Annotated in this window: 17 protein-coding genes; 9 read left to right on the top strand and 8 right to left on the bottom strand. The window is 33.9% G+C overall.

Translation table 11 applies throughout. From position 1 onward, the window contains the following. The first annotated feature begins 131 nt into the window (after positions 1-131). Together M0D21_RS21040 and trhA are read left to right on the top strand one after the other, a co-directional pair. Positions 132-647, top strand: coding sequence for a peroxiredoxin family protein (locus tag M0D21_RS21040; protein WP_248333188.1), 516 nt, complete (start codon positions 132-134; stop codon positions 645-647). A 6-nt stretch (positions 648-653) separates the two neighbouring features. Then, positions 654-1,280 (top strand): PAQR family membrane homeostasis protein TrhA, encoded by a 627-nt coding sequence (gene trhA / locus M0D21_RS21045; RefSeq protein ID WP_248333190.1) that lies wholly within the window; start codon positions 654-656, stop codon positions 1,278-1,280. A gap of 8 nt (positions 1,281-1,288) precedes the next feature. Here trhA and M0D21_RS21050 read toward each other — a convergent pair whose 3' ends face one another. From M0D21_RS21050 to M0D21_RS21065, 4 genes are all read right to left on the bottom strand, one after another. Next, positions 1,289-3,502 (bottom strand): tetratricopeptide repeat-containing hybrid sensor histidine kinase/response regulator, encoded by a 2,214-nt coding sequence (locus M0D21_RS21050; protein ID WP_248333192.1) that lies wholly within the window; start codon positions 3,500-3,502, stop codon positions 1,289-1,291. A gap of 224 nt (positions 3,503-3,726) precedes the next feature. Continuing rightward, positions 3,727-4,155 (bottom strand): DUF4268 domain-containing protein, encoded by a 429-nt coding sequence (locus M0D21_RS21055; RefSeq protein WP_248333194.1) that lies wholly within the window; start codon positions 4,153-4,155, stop codon positions 3,727-3,729. A 3-nt stretch (positions 4,156-4,158) separates the two neighbouring features. Then, positions 4,159-4,752: a ZIP family metal transporter gene (locus M0D21_RS21060; protein ID WP_317250816.1), complete on the bottom strand. Its 594-nt coding sequence runs from the start codon at positions 4,750-4,752 to the stop codon at positions 4,159-4,161. An 85-nt stretch (positions 4,753-4,837) separates the two neighbouring features. After that, a complete protein-coding gene (locus M0D21_RS21065; protein ID WP_248333197.1) occupies positions 4,838-5,569 on the bottom strand; it encodes a class I SAM-dependent methyltransferase in 732 nt (243 codons plus the stop codon). Positions 5,570-5,694: 125 nt separating this feature from the next. Here M0D21_RS21065 and M0D21_RS21070 point away from each other — a divergent pair, with 125 nt between their 5' ends. The 3 genes from M0D21_RS21070 (at position 5,695) to M0D21_RS21080 (ending at position 11,107) form a co-directional block, all read left to right on the top strand. After that, on the top strand, positions 5,695-6,834 hold the full coding sequence (locus M0D21_RS21070) for a THUMP domain-containing class I SAM-dependent RNA methyltransferase (protein WP_248333358.1): 1,140 nt from the start codon (positions 5,695-5,697) through the stop codon (positions 6,832-6,834). 114 nt (positions 6,835-6,948) lie between these two features. Continuing rightward, complete coding sequence (locus M0D21_RS21075; RefSeq protein ID WP_248333199.1) at positions 6,949-10,221, top strand: VPS10 domain-containing protein; 3,273 nt, start codon at positions 6,949-6,951, stop codon at positions 10,219-10,221. 43 nt (positions 10,222-10,264) lie between these two features. Continuing rightward, the gene (locus M0D21_RS21080) at positions 10,265-11,107 is read left to right on the top strand and encodes a dienelactone hydrolase family protein (protein ID WP_248333201.1); all 843 of its coding nucleotides are present in this window, start codon (positions 10,265-10,267) and stop codon (positions 11,105-11,107) included. A 51-nt stretch (positions 11,108-11,158) separates the two neighbouring features. Here the strand turns inward: M0D21_RS21080 and M0D21_RS21085 are convergent, their stop codons facing one another. Genes M0D21_RS21085 through rlmD form a run of 3 tightly spaced genes read right to left on the bottom strand, consistent with a single transcriptional unit; the run spans position 11,159 to position 13,771 of the window. Further along, positions 11,159-11,875, bottom strand: a complete 717-nt coding sequence (locus M0D21_RS21085; protein WP_248333203.1) for a DUF6048 family protein — start codon at positions 11,873-11,875, stop codon at positions 11,159-11,161. Then, complete coding sequence (locus M0D21_RS21090) at positions 11,841-12,356, bottom strand: DUF6452 family protein (protein WP_248333205.1); 516 nt, start codon at positions 12,354-12,356, stop codon at positions 11,841-11,843. Before M0D21_RS21090 ends, M0D21_RS21085 begins: the two co-directional genes overlap by 35 nt. Positions 12,357-12,361: 5 nt before the next feature. Then, complete coding sequence (gene rlmD, locus M0D21_RS21095) at positions 12,362-13,771, bottom strand: 23S rRNA (uracil(1939)-C(5))-methyltransferase RlmD (RefSeq protein ID WP_248333207.1); 1,410 nt, start codon at positions 13,769-13,771, stop codon at positions 12,362-12,364. Positions 13,772-13,886: 115 nt separating this feature from the next. Here rlmD and M0D21_RS21100 point away from each other — a divergent pair, with 115 nt between their 5' ends. The 3 genes from M0D21_RS21100 (at position 13,887) to rocD (ending at position 16,338) form a co-directional block, all read left to right on the top strand. Beyond that, positions 13,887-14,447, top strand: coding sequence for an RNA polymerase sigma factor (locus tag M0D21_RS21100; RefSeq protein WP_248333208.1), 561 nt, complete (start codon positions 13,887-13,889; stop codon positions 14,445-14,447). Continuing rightward, on the top strand, positions 14,437-14,826 hold the full coding sequence (locus M0D21_RS21105; protein WP_248333210.1) for a DUF6768 family protein: 390 nt from the start codon (positions 14,437-14,439) through the stop codon (positions 14,824-14,826). The genes M0D21_RS21100 and M0D21_RS21105 overlap by 11 nt, the downstream gene beginning before the upstream one ends. Before the next feature lie 231 nt (positions 14,827-15,057). Then, positions 15,058-16,338 (top strand): ornithine--oxo-acid transaminase, encoded by a 1,281-nt coding sequence (gene rocD / locus M0D21_RS21110; RefSeq protein WP_248333212.1) that lies wholly within the window; start codon positions 15,058-15,060, stop codon positions 16,336-16,338. 10 nt (positions 16,339-16,348) lie between these two features. Here rocD and M0D21_RS21115 read toward each other — a convergent pair whose 3' ends face one another. Next, the gene (locus M0D21_RS21115; protein WP_248333214.1) at positions 16,349-17,245 is read right to left on the bottom strand and encodes a Brp/Blh family beta-carotene 15,15'-dioxygenase; all 897 of its coding nucleotides are present in this window, start codon (positions 17,243-17,245) and stop codon (positions 16,349-16,351) included. A gap of 81 nt (positions 17,246-17,326) precedes the next feature. Between M0D21_RS21115 and M0D21_RS21120 the strand changes: the two genes are divergently transcribed. Further along, positions 17,327-18,064, top strand: a complete 738-nt coding sequence (locus M0D21_RS21120; protein WP_248333216.1) for a bacteriorhodopsin-like — start codon at positions 17,327-17,329, stop codon at positions 18,062-18,064. Positions 18,065-18,246 lie beyond the last annotated feature (182 nt).

Consider the following 18,246-nt stretch of genomic DNA (forward strand, 5'->3'; position numbering starts at 1 on the left):
CCGCCTTCTTTTGAAAACCCTTATCATTATGATGAGGGTTTTTTTATGCTATAGAAATGTGAAAATAACGATATAGTTATGTCATTATTGGTATCTTGCTTATCTTTTATAACAAGAAAGTGCCTTTATCTATGAATAAAGTATTCAACTACATAATTTATGCAGTGCTGGCTATGATTATAGTCACATATGTGTATATAAAATTTTCCGGAGCGGGTAGTGGAGAAGATGCGCCTGATTTTGAAACTACTTTAGTAGATGGAACACCATTTAAGCTATCTAGTCTAAAAGGAGAATATGTTTTGTTAGACTTCTGGGGATCGTGGTGTCCACCTTGTAGAAGAGAAAATCCTAAACTAGCTAAACTTCATCAAAAATATCAAGATAAGCTTACAATAGTTACAGTAGCTTTAGAGAAGGATTCGGTTTCTTGGAAAAAAGCTGCAGAAAAGGATGGTTTCATCTGGAAAAATCAAATAGTACATCAAAATAGATTTGTATTATTATCCCCCATAGCTAGAGCATATGGAGTGTCTGAAATACCAGCCAAATTTCTAATTTCACCAGAAGGAAAGCTCATAGGGAAATTACCTACGATAGAAGATGTAGATCGCTTACTTTCAGAATTGTCTTCAAAAACAAAATAGAAGGATATGAGTATGCAGTCTCCTATAGAAGAACGATGGAATTGGTTAACTCATGGGCTAGGTCTTATATTATCCGTTGTTGGTTTTTTTCTTCTTATTTTCTATAATACACATAAAACAGTATATAGTACTTTTTCGATCATATTATATTCTATTTCCTTATTAGTGCTATATTTTGCTTCTACAGCATATCACTACACCTCTAACGCCGAGTTGAAGAAAAAGTTTAGGATTATGGATCATATAGGGATCTATTTACTTATAGCCGGCACCTATGCTCCTGTAACGCTTGTTACCTTATTTGCGAGCAAAGGGAAACTGTTATTTTTTTTGGTTTGGGGTTTTGCACTATTCGGTTCAATAATGAAATTATTTTTTACCGGCAAATTTCAATTTTTGTCTGTTCTTCTTTACTTAATCATGGGATGGTTAATTATGTTGGATATAGATTATTTGACAAAAGTTGTGGGAGAAGAAGGAATGATGTATCTCATGTTGGGAGGAGCTGCCTATACATTTGGAATTGTCTTTTATGCTCTCAAAAAAGTTTCATTTAGTCATGTGATATGGCACCTTTTTGTTCTTGCAGGAAGTATTTTTCATTTCCTATTTATTTTCTATTTTATAATCTAGAAAATAGTTTATGAAGCTTTAGAAATATTGGTAACTAAATACGAATTGATTTTTTTGAAAAATTCTTCCTTTTTGAAAGGCTTACGCATATAATCACAGAAGCCGGAATCGGTATTTAGTATTTCTGTAATGGTATCTTTTGTATCAGATGCAGTTAATGCGATTATAGGGATATCTAGGTTAAATTCTCTTATTTTCTTTGTAGCTTCCATACCATTCATATTAGGCATGTTAAGATCCATCAATACAAGGTCGTAGTGATTTTGTTTTACCATTTCTACAGCGACAAGACCATCATCGGCAATATCAGAAATGAATCCTTTAGTTTTTAGAATGTTTTGTGTTACAATTTGATTGATTTTGTTATCCTCTACTATCAAAATGTTGTAGTCGGTATTATTTTCCAGAGAAACCACATTTTCTGGTATTTGTTGGGCTATTTCTTCATCTTTAGATTCATGAATTTTAAAAGGAATGCTAAAATAGAAAGTAGCACCCTCATTAGGAACACTTTTTACTTTTATATCCCCACCATGAAGATTTACTAGCTTTCTTACAATATTTAACCCTAACCCTGTTCCAGTAGTATGATCGGTAGAATTTGCCTGAGAGAATTTTTCAAAGATTAGTTCCTGTTTTTCCAATGGAATACCTCTTCCATCATCTCTAACTTCAAAAGTAATTTCAACAGTGTCATTATTTATTTTTGGATGTATAAAGTTTAGCCAAATATTTCCTTCTCTTGTAAATTTATTTGCGTTACTAATTAAATTAATAAAGATTTGTGATAATCTTACCGGATCTCCGATTAACATATTCGGAATGTTTGGATCAAGATTTAGATGTAGTGTGTTTCCATTTTTTTCAGCTTGATATTCAAAAGAGTTTTTGATATCATTTGCCAGGTTCTTAATGTTGTATACAGATTCATCTAGCTGTATTTCATAAGATTCCATTTTGGTAACTTGTAAAACATCATTGATGAGATTAAGGAGGTGATCGGCAGAAAACTTCATTAACTTAATGAAGTTATGATTTTCTTCATCTTTTATTCTTTCCATTAGAATTGATGATAAACCAATTACACCGTAAAGGGGGGTTCTTAGTTCATGACTAACCGTAGAAATAAATTTTGTTTTTACAGCAGCAAGACGATCAGACTTTTCTTTCGAGATTTTTAATTCCTTATTTTTCAAAGCTAGAGACTCTCCAAGCACTTTAGTTTTTTTGTGATTATACACAAAAAAGCAGAATAAGGTTAAGCATAGCAGGAGTAGAGTAAGTGTAAAAATAGATACGGTTTTAGACTGTTGAGCTTTTTGAGTTTCTATTGTTTTTTTAGCCTCACTTACCGTCAATTGTTTTTTATATCGGTCTGCTTCTAGTTTTTCATTTTCGAGGGCTGTTTGATGATGCTTGGTGTATTTTTTTAAGATTACATATGCTTTTTCTTTATTACCTAATTTGATAAGTAGATTTTCATATTTTTCATATATAACCATCGCTTGACGATACAACTCATTTTTCTCGGCTATAGAAGCAGCTAGTTCAAAGTTTTTTATGGCCTTACTGTAATGTCTTATATGCGCATAATACTCACCAATACTGGTATAGGTCATTACCAATTTAGGAGTGTATTCAGGATTTCTCTCAAAATAACTTAAACACTTTTTAAGGAGTTTGTTGGACTTGTGATAATGCTCGGTTTTTAAATATATGTTGGCTAGGTTAAGCTGAACAAGGTGTTTTGTGTATTCGTCTAATTCTGAAGAATTTTTATAGATGTTGTTTATTCTTTTAAGTGCTCTTCCTGGTTTATTAAATCCCTCTAAGTAAACCAGTGCCATATTGTTATTAATGTCTATTGCAAGATCGTTAAATCCGCTTAATTCTTTTGAAAACAACTCGGCAATCTTGAAATTCTCTAACGCTTCTTCGTAGTCTCTGGAGGAGAAGTATATTTTACCCAGTAAATTATAAGAACTAGCTTTTAGGTAATACTGCTGTTTGGTATTAAATTTTTCTGCTATATCTATGATTGTTTCGGTAATCATAATACCTCTAGCTCTTCCTACCGAATTTAGATGTTTTTCGGTACGAGACAAGGTATTTCTAAGTTCTGCAGCAGACATTTCTTCATATTGCTGGGCATGCGAATCTATGAAGAATAAGCAGGTACAGATAAAGCATATAAAATATCTAAATATTTTAAGGCTAATCATTATTTCGTTTTTGGGGCACGTAAATATATTCAAAAAAAGTTAAAATAAGGTTTAAATGCTTAAATAATATGCTAAAATGCGAAAAAAGGTGATTTTTTGTTATTTTATTGTAGGAATAAAGCTTCTTTTTTGAATTGAGAGCCGAAAAAAACACAGAAATTGTAAAACTTTCTGATGTAGTAAGTTACCTTTTTGATTGGTTTTAGGAAATTATGTTTTGAGAGTCAATCTTGTATGAAATCTTTATATTCTAAGAAGAAGGTTTCAAGTTGGATCATATTTACTGATAGAAATTTCATCACTTCATCCCAGTTTTTTTTATTATGTATGCTCACATCACTTAATTCAACATAAACTCTAGGGATAATCTTTCCATTTTCGAGTTGATATTCAGGATTATATATGATATCCTTGAGGTATTCTGAAGTAAGAATCTTTCTTAAACTTACAATTTTTTCATAGTAGTAAGTTCTAAAGACTTCATCATTTGGTTCAATATCAATAGATACTTGAGCTTTTTTTGTAGTGAATGTAAATTTAAGGGTTACATCTTTGATCTTAGTATTATATAACAACCACTTCTGCGGGTACAACTTTCCAAAACTGGTCCAAAATTCTTGTCGTATTTGTTTAGATTCTTCTCTGCTAAACATAGCTTATATTATAAAAGCAGTAAATGTTGCCAATAAGATTACCATTAGTTTGGTGATATTAAATTTATGGCCTTCATTACTTTCGAATAATATGGTAGTGGATACATGTAGAAAAATACCAATCACTAAGGCAGTAATCTCTCTATAGTATTTTTGAGTTAATGCTATATGTTCACTAATAAAGGTGCCTAAAGGAGTTAATAAAGCAAAAACAAATAAAGTCATTATTATGGCAAATGTCTTAATCTTTGTGTTTAATAAAAACGTAGTAAGTATCATGGCAATCGGTATTTTGTGTATTATGATACCTAAAAGAATACCTTCTGTATGATGAATAGGAAAACCTTCAAGAATGGCATGTATACCTAAACTTGTAAATAACAGTATGGGGATTTGATGAGTGTTTTTGTCTAAATGTATATGCCCGTGTTCTGCACCTTTAGAAAAATATTCAAGAACTTTTTGCAGTAAAATTCCGATCATGATCCATATACCGGTTCTTTTGGCAAATTCATTGTTTTCAAAAACTTCGGGTAAAAGATCAAAAATGGTAATGGCAAGTAAGAAAGCACCACTGAATGCCAATAATAGTTTCAAATTCTTCTGGTTAGAAGGTTTGAAAATGAATACGATCAAGCTTCCAATAAAAACTGCCGCTATAGATAAAATATAATTATACACCCTATTTAAATATTAATATGAGTCTAGGTGAAGTACTTTTCTCAAATTTATGAAGTCGATAATTTCCAAAGATATCTAATAAGTATACTCCTGCTTTATCGAAGTAACTTTTAAAATCCTCCAAAGTTAATGCTCTAACTCTTTCAGTAAATAAATGGTCTTCATCATTATGATTGAACCTGATTTCTTTAAAAATATACCCAGCTTCAACATATCTTTTGATCTGGAAAGTAATTTCGCCTACTTTTTTTGTTTCTTCTGCAATAAGATTTGTGGTAACATAATCTAGATTTAAAAAGTCTATTACTCCAAACCCCTGTTCATTTAGGTTTGACTTTATAGCTTTTATCGTAGAAAGATTATCCTCTTCCTTATCAAAATAGCCAAAGCTTGTAAACAAATTGAACACCGCAGAAAATTTATCGGGATACGGTTGGCACATATCATGCACTCTAAATCTTAACGTTTCGTTTTCAAACTGTGAGGCATATGCTATACTATTCTTAGATAAATCTACACCAGTAACATCGTAACCAAGTTTATTAAGATAAATACTATGTCTGCCTTTTCCGCAGGCAAGGTCGAGTATTTTCTCTCCTTTTTCCAGGCTCAAGTATTTACTGAGGTTGTCCATGAACTCTTTTGCCTCAGAGTGATCTCTATCCTTATATAGTATATGATAATACGGAGTGTCAAACCATGACTCGTACCACATTGTTGAATCTTTTAGCATAGGGCGCAAAATTAATGTATTTTTGCCGTTGAAATTTATAAATAAGCAGTAAAGTTTACTTCTTAGTCGAAGAAATTGCTAATTACTGAACATAGAATAAGAAAATAGTGAGTAATTCATTTAAAATGGTAGCCAAAACACTTTTCGGTTTTGAAGATATTTTGGCAAAGGAACTTAGAAATCTTGGTGCTCAAAAAGTTGAGATAGGTAATCGTATGGTGAGCTTTTATGGTGATACTGGATTTATGTATAAAGCTAACTTATGTTTACGTACTGCCATAAAAATTTTAAAACCCATTACTTCAAGAAGAATTAAAAACGAGAAAGATTTATATGATTTCGTTCAAAATATTCGCTGGGAGAATTACTTAGATGTAGACGATACTTTTGCAATTCATGCTACAGTGAACTCTACGGTATTTAATCATTCTAAATTTATTGCTTTAAAAACTAAAGATGCTATTGTAGACCGGTTTAGAAAACAAAAGGGTAGAAGGCCTAATGTTGACTTAACGTACCCAGATCTTTCTATAGATGTACATATACAAAGAGATTTGTGTACAATTTCTTTAGACAGTTCTGGAGGGTCACTACATCATCGAGGATATCGTACTGCTACCAATATAGCTCCAATTAATGAGGTTCTTGCTTCGGGATTACTGTTATTATCTGGTTGGGATGGACAATGTGACTTTTTAGATCCAATGTGTGGGAGTGGAACCATGGCTATAGAAGCAGCAATGATCGCATGCAATATTCCAGCAAATTTAAATAGAAAAGAGTTCGCCTTTGAAAAATGGCTCGATTGGGATTTGGATTTATTCGAAAAAATAGAGGAAGCATGCTTAAGTAAAACTAGAGATTTCCATCACAGTATTATAGGTATGGATAAAGCCCCTTCAGTGGTTAAAAAAGCTCTTAAAAATGTTGAAAATGCTAATCTTACAGATTTTGTAAATATAAAAGAAGGAGATTTTTTTACATCATCCAAAGAAATAGAAGGACCTCTTCATATAGCTTTTAATCCTCCTTATGATGAACGTTTAGAGGTTGATATTGAAAAGTTTTATGGTCAAATCGGAGATACTCTAAAACAAAATTATCCCGGTACTAATGCTTGGTTTATTACAGGGAATCTGACGGCACTTAAATATGTTGGACTTAGACCATCAAGAAAAATTAAGGTATTTAATGGTAAGCTGGAATCTAGATTAGTGAAATATGAAATGTATGCTGGGAGTAAAAAAGCGAAGTATCAACGCTAGTCAAATCTAAGGAATATAGAAGCTAAGTTATTCTGTAGAGTTTTATGTTTTTGTTAAGAGAAAATTATTGAAATAACAATAATTTTCTAGTGTTAACTAATCACCAAAATTCTTATGCAGAAAAAACTCACACAAGTCTTTGTATACTCTTTCTTATTGATATTCTCATTGGCCGCAATGGGACAAAGATCCAGAAGTGTTACTCCTCAAAATTCGTCGCTGACAGATTCGGTATTTACAGGTCTTAAATTTCGAAATATAGGCCCCGCATTTATGTCGGGTAGAATCGCAGATATAGCAATACACCCAAAAAATGAAAACGTATGGTATGTAGCTGTAGGTTCTGGCGGAGTATGGAAAACGGTTAATGCGGGTACAACATGGAATCCTATTTTTGACAAACAAACATCTTATTCTATTGGTTGTGTAACCATTGATCCAACAAATCATAATGTGATATGGGTAGGAACAGGAGAGAACGTTGGAGGCCGTCATGTAGGATATGGCGACGGAGTTTACAGAAGTAAAGATGGAGGTGCTACTTGGGAAAATATGGGATTGAAAAAATCTGAACATATTTCTAAAATTATAGTACACCCAGGTAATACTAATATAATTTGGGTCGCGGTACAAGGGCCATTATGGAAAAAAGGAGGAGAAAGAGGTCTGTATAAATCGGTAGATGGCGGGAAATCATGGAAAAAGACACTTGGTGATAATGCATGGGTTGGTGTTACAGATTTACACATAGATCCAAGAAATCCAGATCGGTTATATGCAGCAACTTGGCAAAGGCATCGTACCGTTGCAGCATATATGGGAGGTGGTCCCGGATCTGGAATTCACAGAAGTTCTGATGGTGGTGAAACTTGGGAACTTTTAGAAAAAGGGTTGCCTAAATCCTGGATGGGTAAGATCGGACTTGCGATCTCACCACAACAACCAGATATTCTTTATGCGGCAATTGAGCTTGATAGGAGAACAGGAGCAGTCTACCGCTCTTCAAATAGGGGAACCACTTGGGCCAAGCAATCTGATGCGGTTTCTGGGGCTACCGGCCCACACTATTATCAGGAGTTGTATGCATCTCCACATCATTTTGAGAGATTATATCTAGTTGATGTTCGGATGCAAATTTCTGATGATGGAGGAAAAACATTTAAACGAATGAAAGAAGAGCATAAGCACTCCGATAATCATGCTATTGCTTTTAAAAAGAATGATCCGAATTATTTATTAGTAGGGACTGATGGAGGTTTATACGAATCTTTTGACCTTACCAATAGCTGGAAATTTGTTGATAACCTACCGGTAACTCAGTTTTACAAATTAGCTGTCGATGATGCAAAGCCATTCTACAATATCTATGGCGGAACTCAGGATAATAGTACACAAGGAGGGCCTTCAAGAACAGACAATGTGCAAGGTATTCAAAATTCAGATTGGAAAATTGTTTTAAACTGGGATGGACATCAACCCGCTACAGAACCGGGGAATCCAGATATCATGTATGCCGAAAGGCAGGAAGGAAACCTATCTCGAATAGACCTTACTACCGGAGAAGTAATCGATATACAGCCTCAACCAGGTGAAAATGAAAATTTTGAAAGGTTCAATTGGGATGCACCTATTTTGGTAAGTGCTCACGATCCTAAAAGAATCTATTTTGCTTCGCAGCGCTTATGGAGATCAGATAATAGAGGAGATAAGTGGACCGCCATTTCTGGTGATTTAACCAAAAATCAGGAACGAATTGAATTACCTATTATGGGTAAAAAACAATCTTGGGATGCTCCTTGGGATTTTTTAGCAATGTCTAATTATAATACGATCACCTCTATTGCAGAATCTCCTAAAAAAGATGGAGTATTGTATATTGGAACTGATGATGGGATCATACAGGCTACCGAAGATGGTGGTAGTACTTGGAGACGAATTAATGTAGGATCATTACCAGGTGTTCCTTCTACTGCATTTGTTAATGATATACGAGCCGATCTTTTTGATTCTAATACCGTTTACGCTGCTTTAGATAACCATAAATATGGAGATTTTAACCCTTATCTAGTAAAAAGTACAGATAATGGACGTACCTGGAAATCTATAAAAGGGAATTTACCTGATAGAACATTGGTTTGGAGATTGGTTCAGGATCATATTAATGCCGACCTGATGTTTATAGCTACAGAGTTTGGTATCTATTTCACTATCAATGGAGGAAATAAATGGATAAAGTTAAAGGGAAATGTGCCTACAATTTCTTTTCGTGATTTAACGATTCAACGAAGAGAGAACGACTTGGTTGCTGCATCTTTTGGTCGAGGATTTTTTGTTCTTGATGATTATTCAGTATTGAGAAATATATCTGAATCTAAATTAAACGAAGAAGCTACATTGTTTTCAACTAGAGATGCATGGTGGTATGTTCCGCGACCAGATATTGATTTTGAAGATAAAAAAGGTAGTTTAGGAGCTTCGCATTATGTTGCACCTAATCCAGATTTTGGAGCTGTTTTTACCTATTATTTAAAAGAAGGGTTACAATCAGTTTCTGAAGCTCGTCAAAAACTGGAAAAAAAGAATAAGAACAATGATACTTCTTTCCCGGGTTGGGAAAAAGTGGATGCAGAACAAATAGCATCAAAGCCAGCAGTTGTAATTACAATCTCCGATAGTAAAGGAAACACTGTTCGTAGAGTTTATGGACCTGTTACTCCGGGCTTTCATAGAGTTGCCTGGGATTTGAAATACCCAGCTACAGATGCAGTGGTATTGAATAGCAGAGCTAACTCTTTTGGAGCTCCAGAAGGATTTATGGCTGCACCAGGAAAGTATACCGCTACGTTATCTAAAGTAGAAAATGGTGTGGTAACCTCATTATCTGAGCCCATGAGTTTTGAAGTAAAACAACTTAGAAATGGAGCTTTAAAAGGAGCTTCAATAGAAGATGTAACTGCGTTTTGGAGAGATTATGAAAATACGATTAAAGAGGTGTCAATACTAGATTTGAAACTCGCAAAAATGAATAAAAAAATTAATGCTATGCAAACCGCATTAAAAATGGCAAATACTCCTCCTGGAGATCTAGATGCTAGAATTTTTGCTTTAAAAAATAATTTATTGGGTATTCAAAAGAAATTTAGCGGAAGTCCGTCGAAAGGACAGGTAGGAGAGAAAAGTAGGCCTACAATTCAATCTAGAATGTTCGCTATTTTTAGAGGAGTACAACGCTCTACCTATGGACCAACAGCTACTCATGTGGAGACTATGAACATAATAAAAAATCAATTAAACACGATTTCTTCTCAGTTTAAAGGACTTACAGATGAAGTGAATTCTGTATTGAAAACTATGGAACAAGCTGGTGCTCCTTATGTAGAAGACTAAAAAAACAATATTAATTTAAACTAACTAAGTAATATAAATCACTATGAAATATCTTGTATTATTATTTTTTCCATTCTTAATTTTAAGTTGTAATCAAAATAAATCAGAGAATAAAACCACTGTAGAGGAGGAGCAAACCGAGGTTGCTGTCGAAAAGCCAGTAAAAGTTAAAGGGGAGCAAATTGATTATGTTTCCGATAGTTTAAAAATGAAAGGGTATATAGCTTATGATGAAAATTCTGAAGAAAAGAGACCAGGAGTTATTATTGTTCATGAATGGTGGGGGCATAACGATTATGTTCGTGAAAGAGCAAAAATGCTTGCTGAATTGGGTTATGTTGCTATGGCTGTTGATATGTATGGCGATGGTAAGTTAGCATCGCACCCAGATGATGCTGGTAAATTTGCTATGAGCGTTATGGGTAACATTGATAGTGCTACCAAACGATTTAATGCGGCATTAGAAATATTAAAATCTCAAAAATCTGTTGATCCAGATAAAATCGCTGCGATTGGTTATTGTTTTGGGGGTAGCGTTGCTTTAACTATGGCTAATGCGGGTCTCGATTTAGATGCTGTAGCAGCTTTTCATAGCGGGGTGCAGCTTCCGGTAATGCCAAGTGATAAGCTGAAAGCAAAAATATTGGTATGTAATGGTGCAGATGATCCATTTGTATCTGTAGAATCGGTAAATGCTTTTAAAGGAGCTCTAGATAGTTTGAAAGCTGATTATAAGTATATAGCATATGAGAATACGACACATTCTTTTACTAGTAAAGCTGCAGATTCTTTAGGGAAAAAGTTTAATTTACCTTTGGCATATAATAAAGACGCAGATGAAAAATCCTGGAATGCACTTCAAGAATTATTAAAAGAAGCTTTTTAGGCAGAATACTTAGAAATGATAAAAAAAGACCCATATTTCTTGGGTCTTTTTTTATCGTTTTCTTTTAGCAAAAGGAATAAGGTAACTTATAGAATATCCGTATCCAACACCAATACTGCTAAAGTCATTTGTTCTTCCAAATCCAGGAATGTATAGGTTGTCAAACCTCTCAGGAGTTTTTTCACTCACTAAACTTCTTAAAGACACGCTAGCACCCATATAAATATTACTGAAGAGTTCAACCTCAATACCAAATACAAGTTCTATCCAGCTGGCATTGAGTCCATCAGATTCAATACTTTCTGTTATTTCGGTTGGACCAAAATAATTGGTACCAGTAAAAATAGCATAATCATTTAGGGTTTGATCAAAGGTAGAAAAGCCATATCGTAGCCCAACATAAATACTATTTTGCATTCCATACCAGTTATCATATACATTATAATCGAGACCGGCTCTTAAATAGCTTCCTGATCCTTCAACACTAATGTTTTCTTCATCTCGTAAAAGAGATTCATTTCCAACTTCACCGGCGATATAGAAATTTTTATAAATTCTATAATCTGCAACAATTTCGAAGCCCTCATAATTATCGTCTACTGCTGTTCTAATAATACGGCTTAGATCTACACCAGCTCTCAATCCATACTTTTCGGCAGGAGGTAAGGTATCTCTAGCAGATATTTTTTTTGGTTCTTCCTCTTGTGCAAAAGTGAGTCCCGATATTAAAATACTAATGAAAAATAAATACGTGTGCAGTTGTTTCATCGGTTACGTTCTCTCTTTGTATAGTTATGTTTCTGATCCAACTACCGTCGGTACCTGCTTCTGGAGGTGAAACGGTAAGTCCTTCAAAGTTTATTTTAAATCCACAAGCGCTACTTACAAATTCTTCTACAGTAGTATATTGAAAACTTACAGTATCAGTATTTGCAGCTGTATCATCATTGCTGGTATCAGAATCTATGGTAAATTGATAATCTGTAATAGGTTCGTTGGTTCTTAATGGAATAGCGATAGAGTCTGTTACAGTACCAAAATCAAAAGGCGAATCTACGCCTACAGCTTGTACCTGTAATTCTGTAGGATTTTTAATTTCGGTTCCATTTTCAAAGTCTATAAATTTTACAATTAAAAATGGAGTGGTAGGGGTTCCATCAGCACAGATATCATCTCTTTCGCATCCCATAATTATAGGAAGTGCCAACAGACAAGCGCAAATAAGCCCAGCATATTTGTGTAATTTCATATGATCTATCTCTTTTCTAATAATACAACGTTCTCCACGTGATAGGTTTGTGGGAACATATCTACAGGTTGTACTTTACTAACTTTATATTCCTTATCTAATAACGCCAAATCTCTAGCTTGTGTTGCACTATTACAACTTACATATACGATTTTAGGAGCCGAAATATATAAAAGTTGTTCCACTACATCTTTATGCATTCCATCTCTTGGAGGGTCTGTAATAACAACATCGGGTTGACCATGTAAAGAAATGAAATCTTTGGTAAACACTTTTTTCATGTCCCCAACATAGAATTCCGTATTGTCAATTTCATTACGTTTTGCATTTTCCTTGGCATCTTTAATAGCTTCTGGAACAGCTTCTACACCAATCACTTTTTTGGCTTTTTTGGCTACAAATTGGGCAATTGTACCTGTACCCGTATAAAGATCATATACCAATTCGTTTCCGGTTAGCCCAGCAAAGTCTCTGGTTACCTTATAAAGTTCATATGCTTGTTTAGAATTGGTTTGATAAAAAGACTTTGCGTTGATTTTAAAACGCAATCCTTCCATCTCTTCTTCAATGTGATCCTTTCCTTTATAACAAATGACATCTTGATCATAAATAGTGTCATTTCCTTTAGAATTGATTACATATTGTAAAGAAGTAATCTCAGGAAACTCTTCGTTTATATAATCTAATAACAAGGTTCTTTTTTCGGTGTCTTCTTCAAAAAATTGAATTAATACCATGATCTCGCCCGTAGATGCAATTCGTATCATCAAAGTACGTAATAACCCATGTTGATTTCTTGGGTTATAATAAGAAATACCATTTTGCGTAGCAAATGCATTGATTTTATTCCTAATGGAGTTGCTAGGGTCTTCCTGTAAATGACATTTTTTAATATCTAATATCTTATCCCACATTCCTGGCATATGAAAACCTAAAGCATTTCGATTTTCAATCTCTGTTTCACTTTGTATCTCTTCTAGAGTAAGCCATCTACTATCACTGAAAGAAAATTCCATTTTGTTTCTGTAGAAAAACTGATGCTCAGATCCTAGGATTGGGCTCACTTCAGGAAGATCAATCTTGCCTAAGCGAGTAAGATTATTATATACCTCTTGTTGTTTGTAAGCTAGTTGATGCTCATAAGACATGAATTGCCATTTACACCCACCGCAGGTTCCAAAATGATCACATTTTGGCGCAACTCGTTTATCAGATTTTTTGTGAAAATAAGTCGCAGAACCTTCATAATATGCTTTTCTCTTCTTGGTGGTTTGTATATCTACTACATCACCAGGAACTGCATTGTTCAGAAATATAACTTTTCCGTCAGGAGCTTTGGCAATACTCTTTCCTTTTGCACCTGCATCAATTACTTCGATCTGTTCAAAGATTTGTCTTCTGTTTTTTCTTGCCATAGCGCAAAAATAAGAATAGAAAGCATATAGTTGTGAATAATTCAATATATCTTAATAAAAGAAATAAAAAAATGAACCTCTTTTTCAATTTCACGTCTATAGTATAAAGATGAGTATGAATTCGCCCAATAAAATATTTGATTCTTTATTGGTATTGCAATATCAAACGGGTAACAAAAAGGCTCTTGCGATTTTGGTGAAAAGATGGCATACTAAGTTTTGTAAACAAGCCTATTGGTATACTCAAGATATTGAAGCTTCTAAGGATATAGCACAAGATAGTTGGGGTAAAATTTGTATTCGAATCCATCAGTTAAATGAGCCAAACAATTTTGGTAGCTGGGCACTAACTATTGTTACTCGCCTTGCTTTGGATTGGCTACGAGTTCAAAAGAAAGAATTTGATCATTTAAAGCAATACAAGAATGACCAATCGATACTTGTTTTTAATGAAAAGACGGATGATTCAGAAAGTATTAAGGTTGAAATGGCAGAAGCCATTGGGAAGCTTCCGAAGAAACAAAGAATCGTACTTCATCTTTTTTATGTCGAAGACTATTCGGTAAAAGAAATTGGAGGTATTCTGCAAATTTCTGTAGGTACCGTAAAATCTCGTTTGTTTACCGCCCGAGAAAAATTAAAATCAATATTAAAAAACAGAAATCATGGAAAATAAAATGGAAGACATTGATGCATTAATCAAAGAAACTTTATCAAAAGAAGAAGCTAAGTTTTATGATGAACTAGGTGAGCAAAACCTTCTGGAAATGGTAGGAGGGCTTTTTAAAACCAAAAACAGATGGATTATCATTATGATGAATATCGTAAGTTTTATCGCTTTTATTATGTTGGTTTATTGTATAGTGAAGTTTTTGAATGCTAATACCACCGATGAGCTTATTATTTGGTCAGTAGCTGGTTTTACAAGTATGAGTTTTATGATCATGATAAAACTATATGCCTGGATGCAAATGGACAAGAATACATTACTAAGAGAAATGAAACGCTTGGAGTTACAGATTTCATCTTTGGCAGCAAAGAATGATAGCGTATAAAGTTAAAAATGTGATAAAGGTTGAAGAGCAGTGGTAAGGGGTGTTCTCAATTATTTTGAACCATTCAAAATTGCATGGATTGTATATTTTCAGAATCAATAATTAGGTAAAGATTTAGTATTTTGCAGCTCTTTTAGGGATGATTTCTCTCCCACGCTGAATTTTCGAGTCTTTTCGGAAGGATAAAGGTACAGAAGGAATGGTTATTTTATCAATTTAAATTATTTAAAAATGGCTGTTTTGGAAAAATTAACGTCACAACAAGCAATCGATTTAGAGAACAAGTATGGTGCTCATAATTATCATCCTTTACCGGTAGTTTTGAGTAAAGGTGAAGGAGTATATGTTTGGGATGTAGAAGGAAAGAAGTATTACGATTTTTTAAGTGCATATTCTGCGGTAAACCAAGGGCATTGCAATCCGAAGATTGTAGGAGCTATGGTAAATCAGGCACAAACCTTAACTCTTACTTCTAGAGCGTTTTATAACGATAAATTAGGAGAGTACGAAAAGTTTGCTACTGAGTATTTCGGTTTTGATAAGCTTTTACCTATGAATACGGGAGCCGAAGCTGTAGAAACCGCTTTAAAGGTATGTCGTAAATGGGCTTATGAGAAAAAGGGAATTTCTGAAAATGATGCGCAAATTATTGTTTGTGAGAATAACTTTCACGGAAGAACAACAACAATCATATCATTTTCTAATGATCCGGTAGCTAGAAAAAACTTCGGGCCCTATACTCAAGGGTTCATCAAAATTGAATATGATAACCTTGAAGCGTTGCAACATGCTCTTGAGAATAACAAAAATGTTGCTGGGTTCATGGTAGAACCTATACAAGGTGAAGCGGGAGTTTATGTCCCTTCTGAGGATTATTTGTCTAAGGCCAAGGCGTTGTGTGAAAAACATAATGTGCTTTTTATTGCAGACGAAGTACAAACAGGTATCGCTAGAACAGGTAGATTATTAGCTACTTGTGGTAACTGTTCTTGTACAGACAAAAACTGTTCTGGCACTCCAGATGTAAAACCAGATATCTTAATTCTAGGGAAAGCATTAAGTGGAGGAGCATATCCGGTTTCTGCAGTATTGGCAAATGATGATATTATGAATGTAATAACTCCTGGGAGTCACGGTAGTACATTTGGAGGTAACCCTGTTGCTGCTGCAGTGGCTATTGCTGCTTTAGAAGTAGTAAGAGATGAAAAATTGGCAGAAAATGCTTATGAGTTGGGAGAATTGTTTCGTTCTGAAATGAATAAATATATAGCTAATTCAAAAATCGTAAATCTGGTTAGAGGGAAAGGATTGTTAAATGCTATTGTAATTAATGATTCTGAAGAAAGTGAAACAGCTTGGAACATTTGCGTGGCTTTAAAAGAGAATGGATTATTAGCAAAGCCAACCCACGGGAATATAATTCGTTTTGCTCCGCCATTAGTAATGACAAAAGAGCAATTGATGGAGTGTGTAGAGATTATTACTAAAACTCTTAAGGAGTTTGAAAAGTAATCGATGCATTTTATTTCTTGAGTTTGGTCATCACCCAAACATGAGGAAATGTTATAGTTGCTAAAGAGGCAAAGAAAATAGCCGTAAATAATTTAGCTTGATTATAAAAGATTACATATATAATTAGTATTCCTATTATCGATACTAACCAATATAAAAAAGAGGATTTCAGATATTTATAGAAATCCTCTTTTTTTGTGGCTCCATATAAAAAAAATACTTGATCAACCAGAGAAGGAATGCTGTGCCAAAAAATGAAATAAATAGCAAATGCCCATAAAAGGGATGCAGTATGAAAAACAATGAAAAAAACCAACAAATAAAAGAGCTCTTGAACGAAACTTACCGATATCTTTTTATTGAGATATAACTTCACTCCAAGCATCAGTAATAAAGGCGAGAGAATGATTAGCATAACTTTGTAAACTTCATCACCTACCATGATAGTAGTTATAGTTTCTACGATTTGTGAAACTTCAACAGCGTTGGTGTAAAAGAGTATCGATAGTACAAATAGGCCATACGTTAAAAGGAACAGTTTTGTGAGTATGTCTGATTCTTGAATTTTGTGTATCCAGTGCTGTTCTGCAAAATGATAAGCACTAAACACAATAAAAGTTATTAAAATTATACTTGGGAATACATAAAAGGATATAGTTACAAAAATCATTATTACTAAGTAGGATAATAAGAAGGATAAGAAATTGTAATTATTCTTAAGAGCTTTACTCTTTTGCGCAATTTTAATATCATTTGCACCATGAAGAATGCCTAAAGAAAGAATACAGAAATAGGCTAAATAATTTTCTATTTGGTTTTCAAAATAGACAGAAAGCCAAAGTGAAAAAAAGGTAGCTATTAACATTGTATTTGTCAAATTCGTAATAATTGATTGTCTATTTTTCATTTTGTTTAATAAAATTGTCTTAAAGTTAAACATTATTTGTTTAACCTTTCTTAAATTTGATTAAACAAAATATTAAATGTTATGAAAAATATGTTATTAACTATCCTGACCCCTGAAATCGCTACAAATGATTATGTAGGATTTACGTTTTTTGTTGGATGCATGGCAATGATGGCTGCGTCTGTATTCTTCTTCTTTAGTATGAACAGTTACGATAGAAAGTGGAAGACCTCTATTTTGGTTTCCGGATTAATTACGTTCATAGCTGCTGTACATTACTGGTATATGAGAGACTATTGGTATGCAAATGGCAGTTCCCCGACATTTTTTCGCTACGTAGATTGGATACTAACCGTTCCATTGATGTGTGTGGAGTTTTACTTGATTTTAAAAGTAGCTGGAGCCAAAAAGTCTTTGATGTGGAGATTGATTGTATTGTCTGTTATAATGCTAGTAACTGGATACTTCGGAGAGGCGGTTTATAGAGATCAAGCGTGGCTCTGGGGGCTAATCTCGGGTGCAGCATATTTCGTTATTGTTTATGATATTTGGTTAGGTAAAGCAAAAAAACTAGCAGAAAGTGCGGGTGGAGCTGTTCTTTCAGCACATAAAACATTATGCTGGTTTGTACTTGTAGGATGGGCTATTTATCCTATCGGCTACATGGCGGGAACCCCGGGTTGGTATGATGGAATTTTTGGAGGATTGGCAATGGACGTTATATACAACATCGGAGATGCTATTAACAAAATAGGCTTCGGATTAGTGGTTTATAATCTAGCTGTTAATGCCTCATCTTCTCAAACTGCAGAAGCATAATTTAAAATTATTTACATAAGAGAAGGAGATCTTTTATAGGTCTCCTTTTTTATTTAGATGGTTTCAGTATTTAGTATTTCGAAGTACTTTCTCATATAATATTTTCTCTTTCTCTTGCTGTTTTGTAGTAAAATCAAAGATATCAAACAGACTGCACTCAATAATAAAATCAATATGATTGC

The organism is Aquimarina acroporae (assembly GCF_023195925.1).
GTDB lineage: Bacteria > Bacteroidota > Bacteroidia > Flavobacteriales > Flavobacteriaceae > Aquimarina > Aquimarina acroporae.

Coding starts and splice junctions, on each gene's coding strand:
- M0D21_RS21040 (WP_248333188.1), top strand. CDS start 132: ATGAATAAAGTATTCAACTACATAATTTATGCAGTGCTGGCTATGATT.
- trhA (WP_248333190.1), top strand. CDS start 654: ATGAGTATGCAGTCTCCTATAGAAGAACGATGGAATTGGTTAACTCAT.
- M0D21_RS21050 (WP_248333192.1), bottom strand. CDS start 3,502: ATGATTAGCCTTAAAATATTTAGATATTTTATATGCTTTATCTGTACC.
- M0D21_RS21055 (WP_248333194.1), bottom strand. CDS start 4,155: ATGTTTAGCAGAGAAGAATCTAAACAAATACGACAAGAATTTTGGACC.
- M0D21_RS21065 (WP_248333197.1), bottom strand. CDS start 5,569: ATGCTAAAAGATTCAACAATGTGGTACGAGTCATGGTTTGACACTCCG.
- M0D21_RS21070 (WP_248333358.1), top strand. CDS start 5,695: ATGGTAGCCAAAACACTTTTCGGTTTTGAAGATATTTTGGCAAAGGAA.
- M0D21_RS21075 (WP_248333199.1), top strand. CDS start 6,949: ATGCAGAAAAAACTCACACAAGTCTTTGTATACTCTTTCTTATTGATA.
- M0D21_RS21080 (WP_248333201.1), top strand. CDS start 10,265: ATGAAATATCTTGTATTATTATTTTTTCCATTCTTAATTTTAAGTTGT.
- M0D21_RS21085 (WP_248333203.1), bottom strand. CDS start 11,875: ATGAAACAACTGCACACGTATTTATTTTTCATTAGTATTTTAATATCG.
- M0D21_RS21090 (WP_248333205.1), bottom strand. CDS start 12,356: ATGAAATTACACAAATATGCTGGGCTTATTTGCGCTTGTCTGTTGGCA.
- rlmD (WP_248333207.1), bottom strand. CDS start 13,771: ATGGCAAGAAAAAACAGAAGACAAATCTTTGAACAGATCGAAGTAATT.
- M0D21_RS21100 (WP_248333208.1), top strand. CDS start 13,887: ATGAATTCGCCCAATAAAATATTTGATTCTTTATTGGTATTGCAATAT.
- M0D21_RS21105 (WP_248333210.1), top strand. CDS start 14,437: ATGGAAAATAAAATGGAAGACATTGATGCATTAATCAAAGAAACTTTA.
- rocD (WP_248333212.1), top strand. CDS start 15,058: ATGGCTGTTTTGGAAAAATTAACGTCACAACAAGCAATCGATTTAGAG.
- M0D21_RS21115 (WP_248333214.1), bottom strand. CDS start 17,245: ATGAAAAATAGACAATCAATTATTACGAATTTGACAAATACAATGTTA.
- M0D21_RS21120 (WP_248333216.1), top strand. CDS start 17,327: ATGAAAAATATGTTATTAACTATCCTGACCCCTGAAATCGCTACAAAT.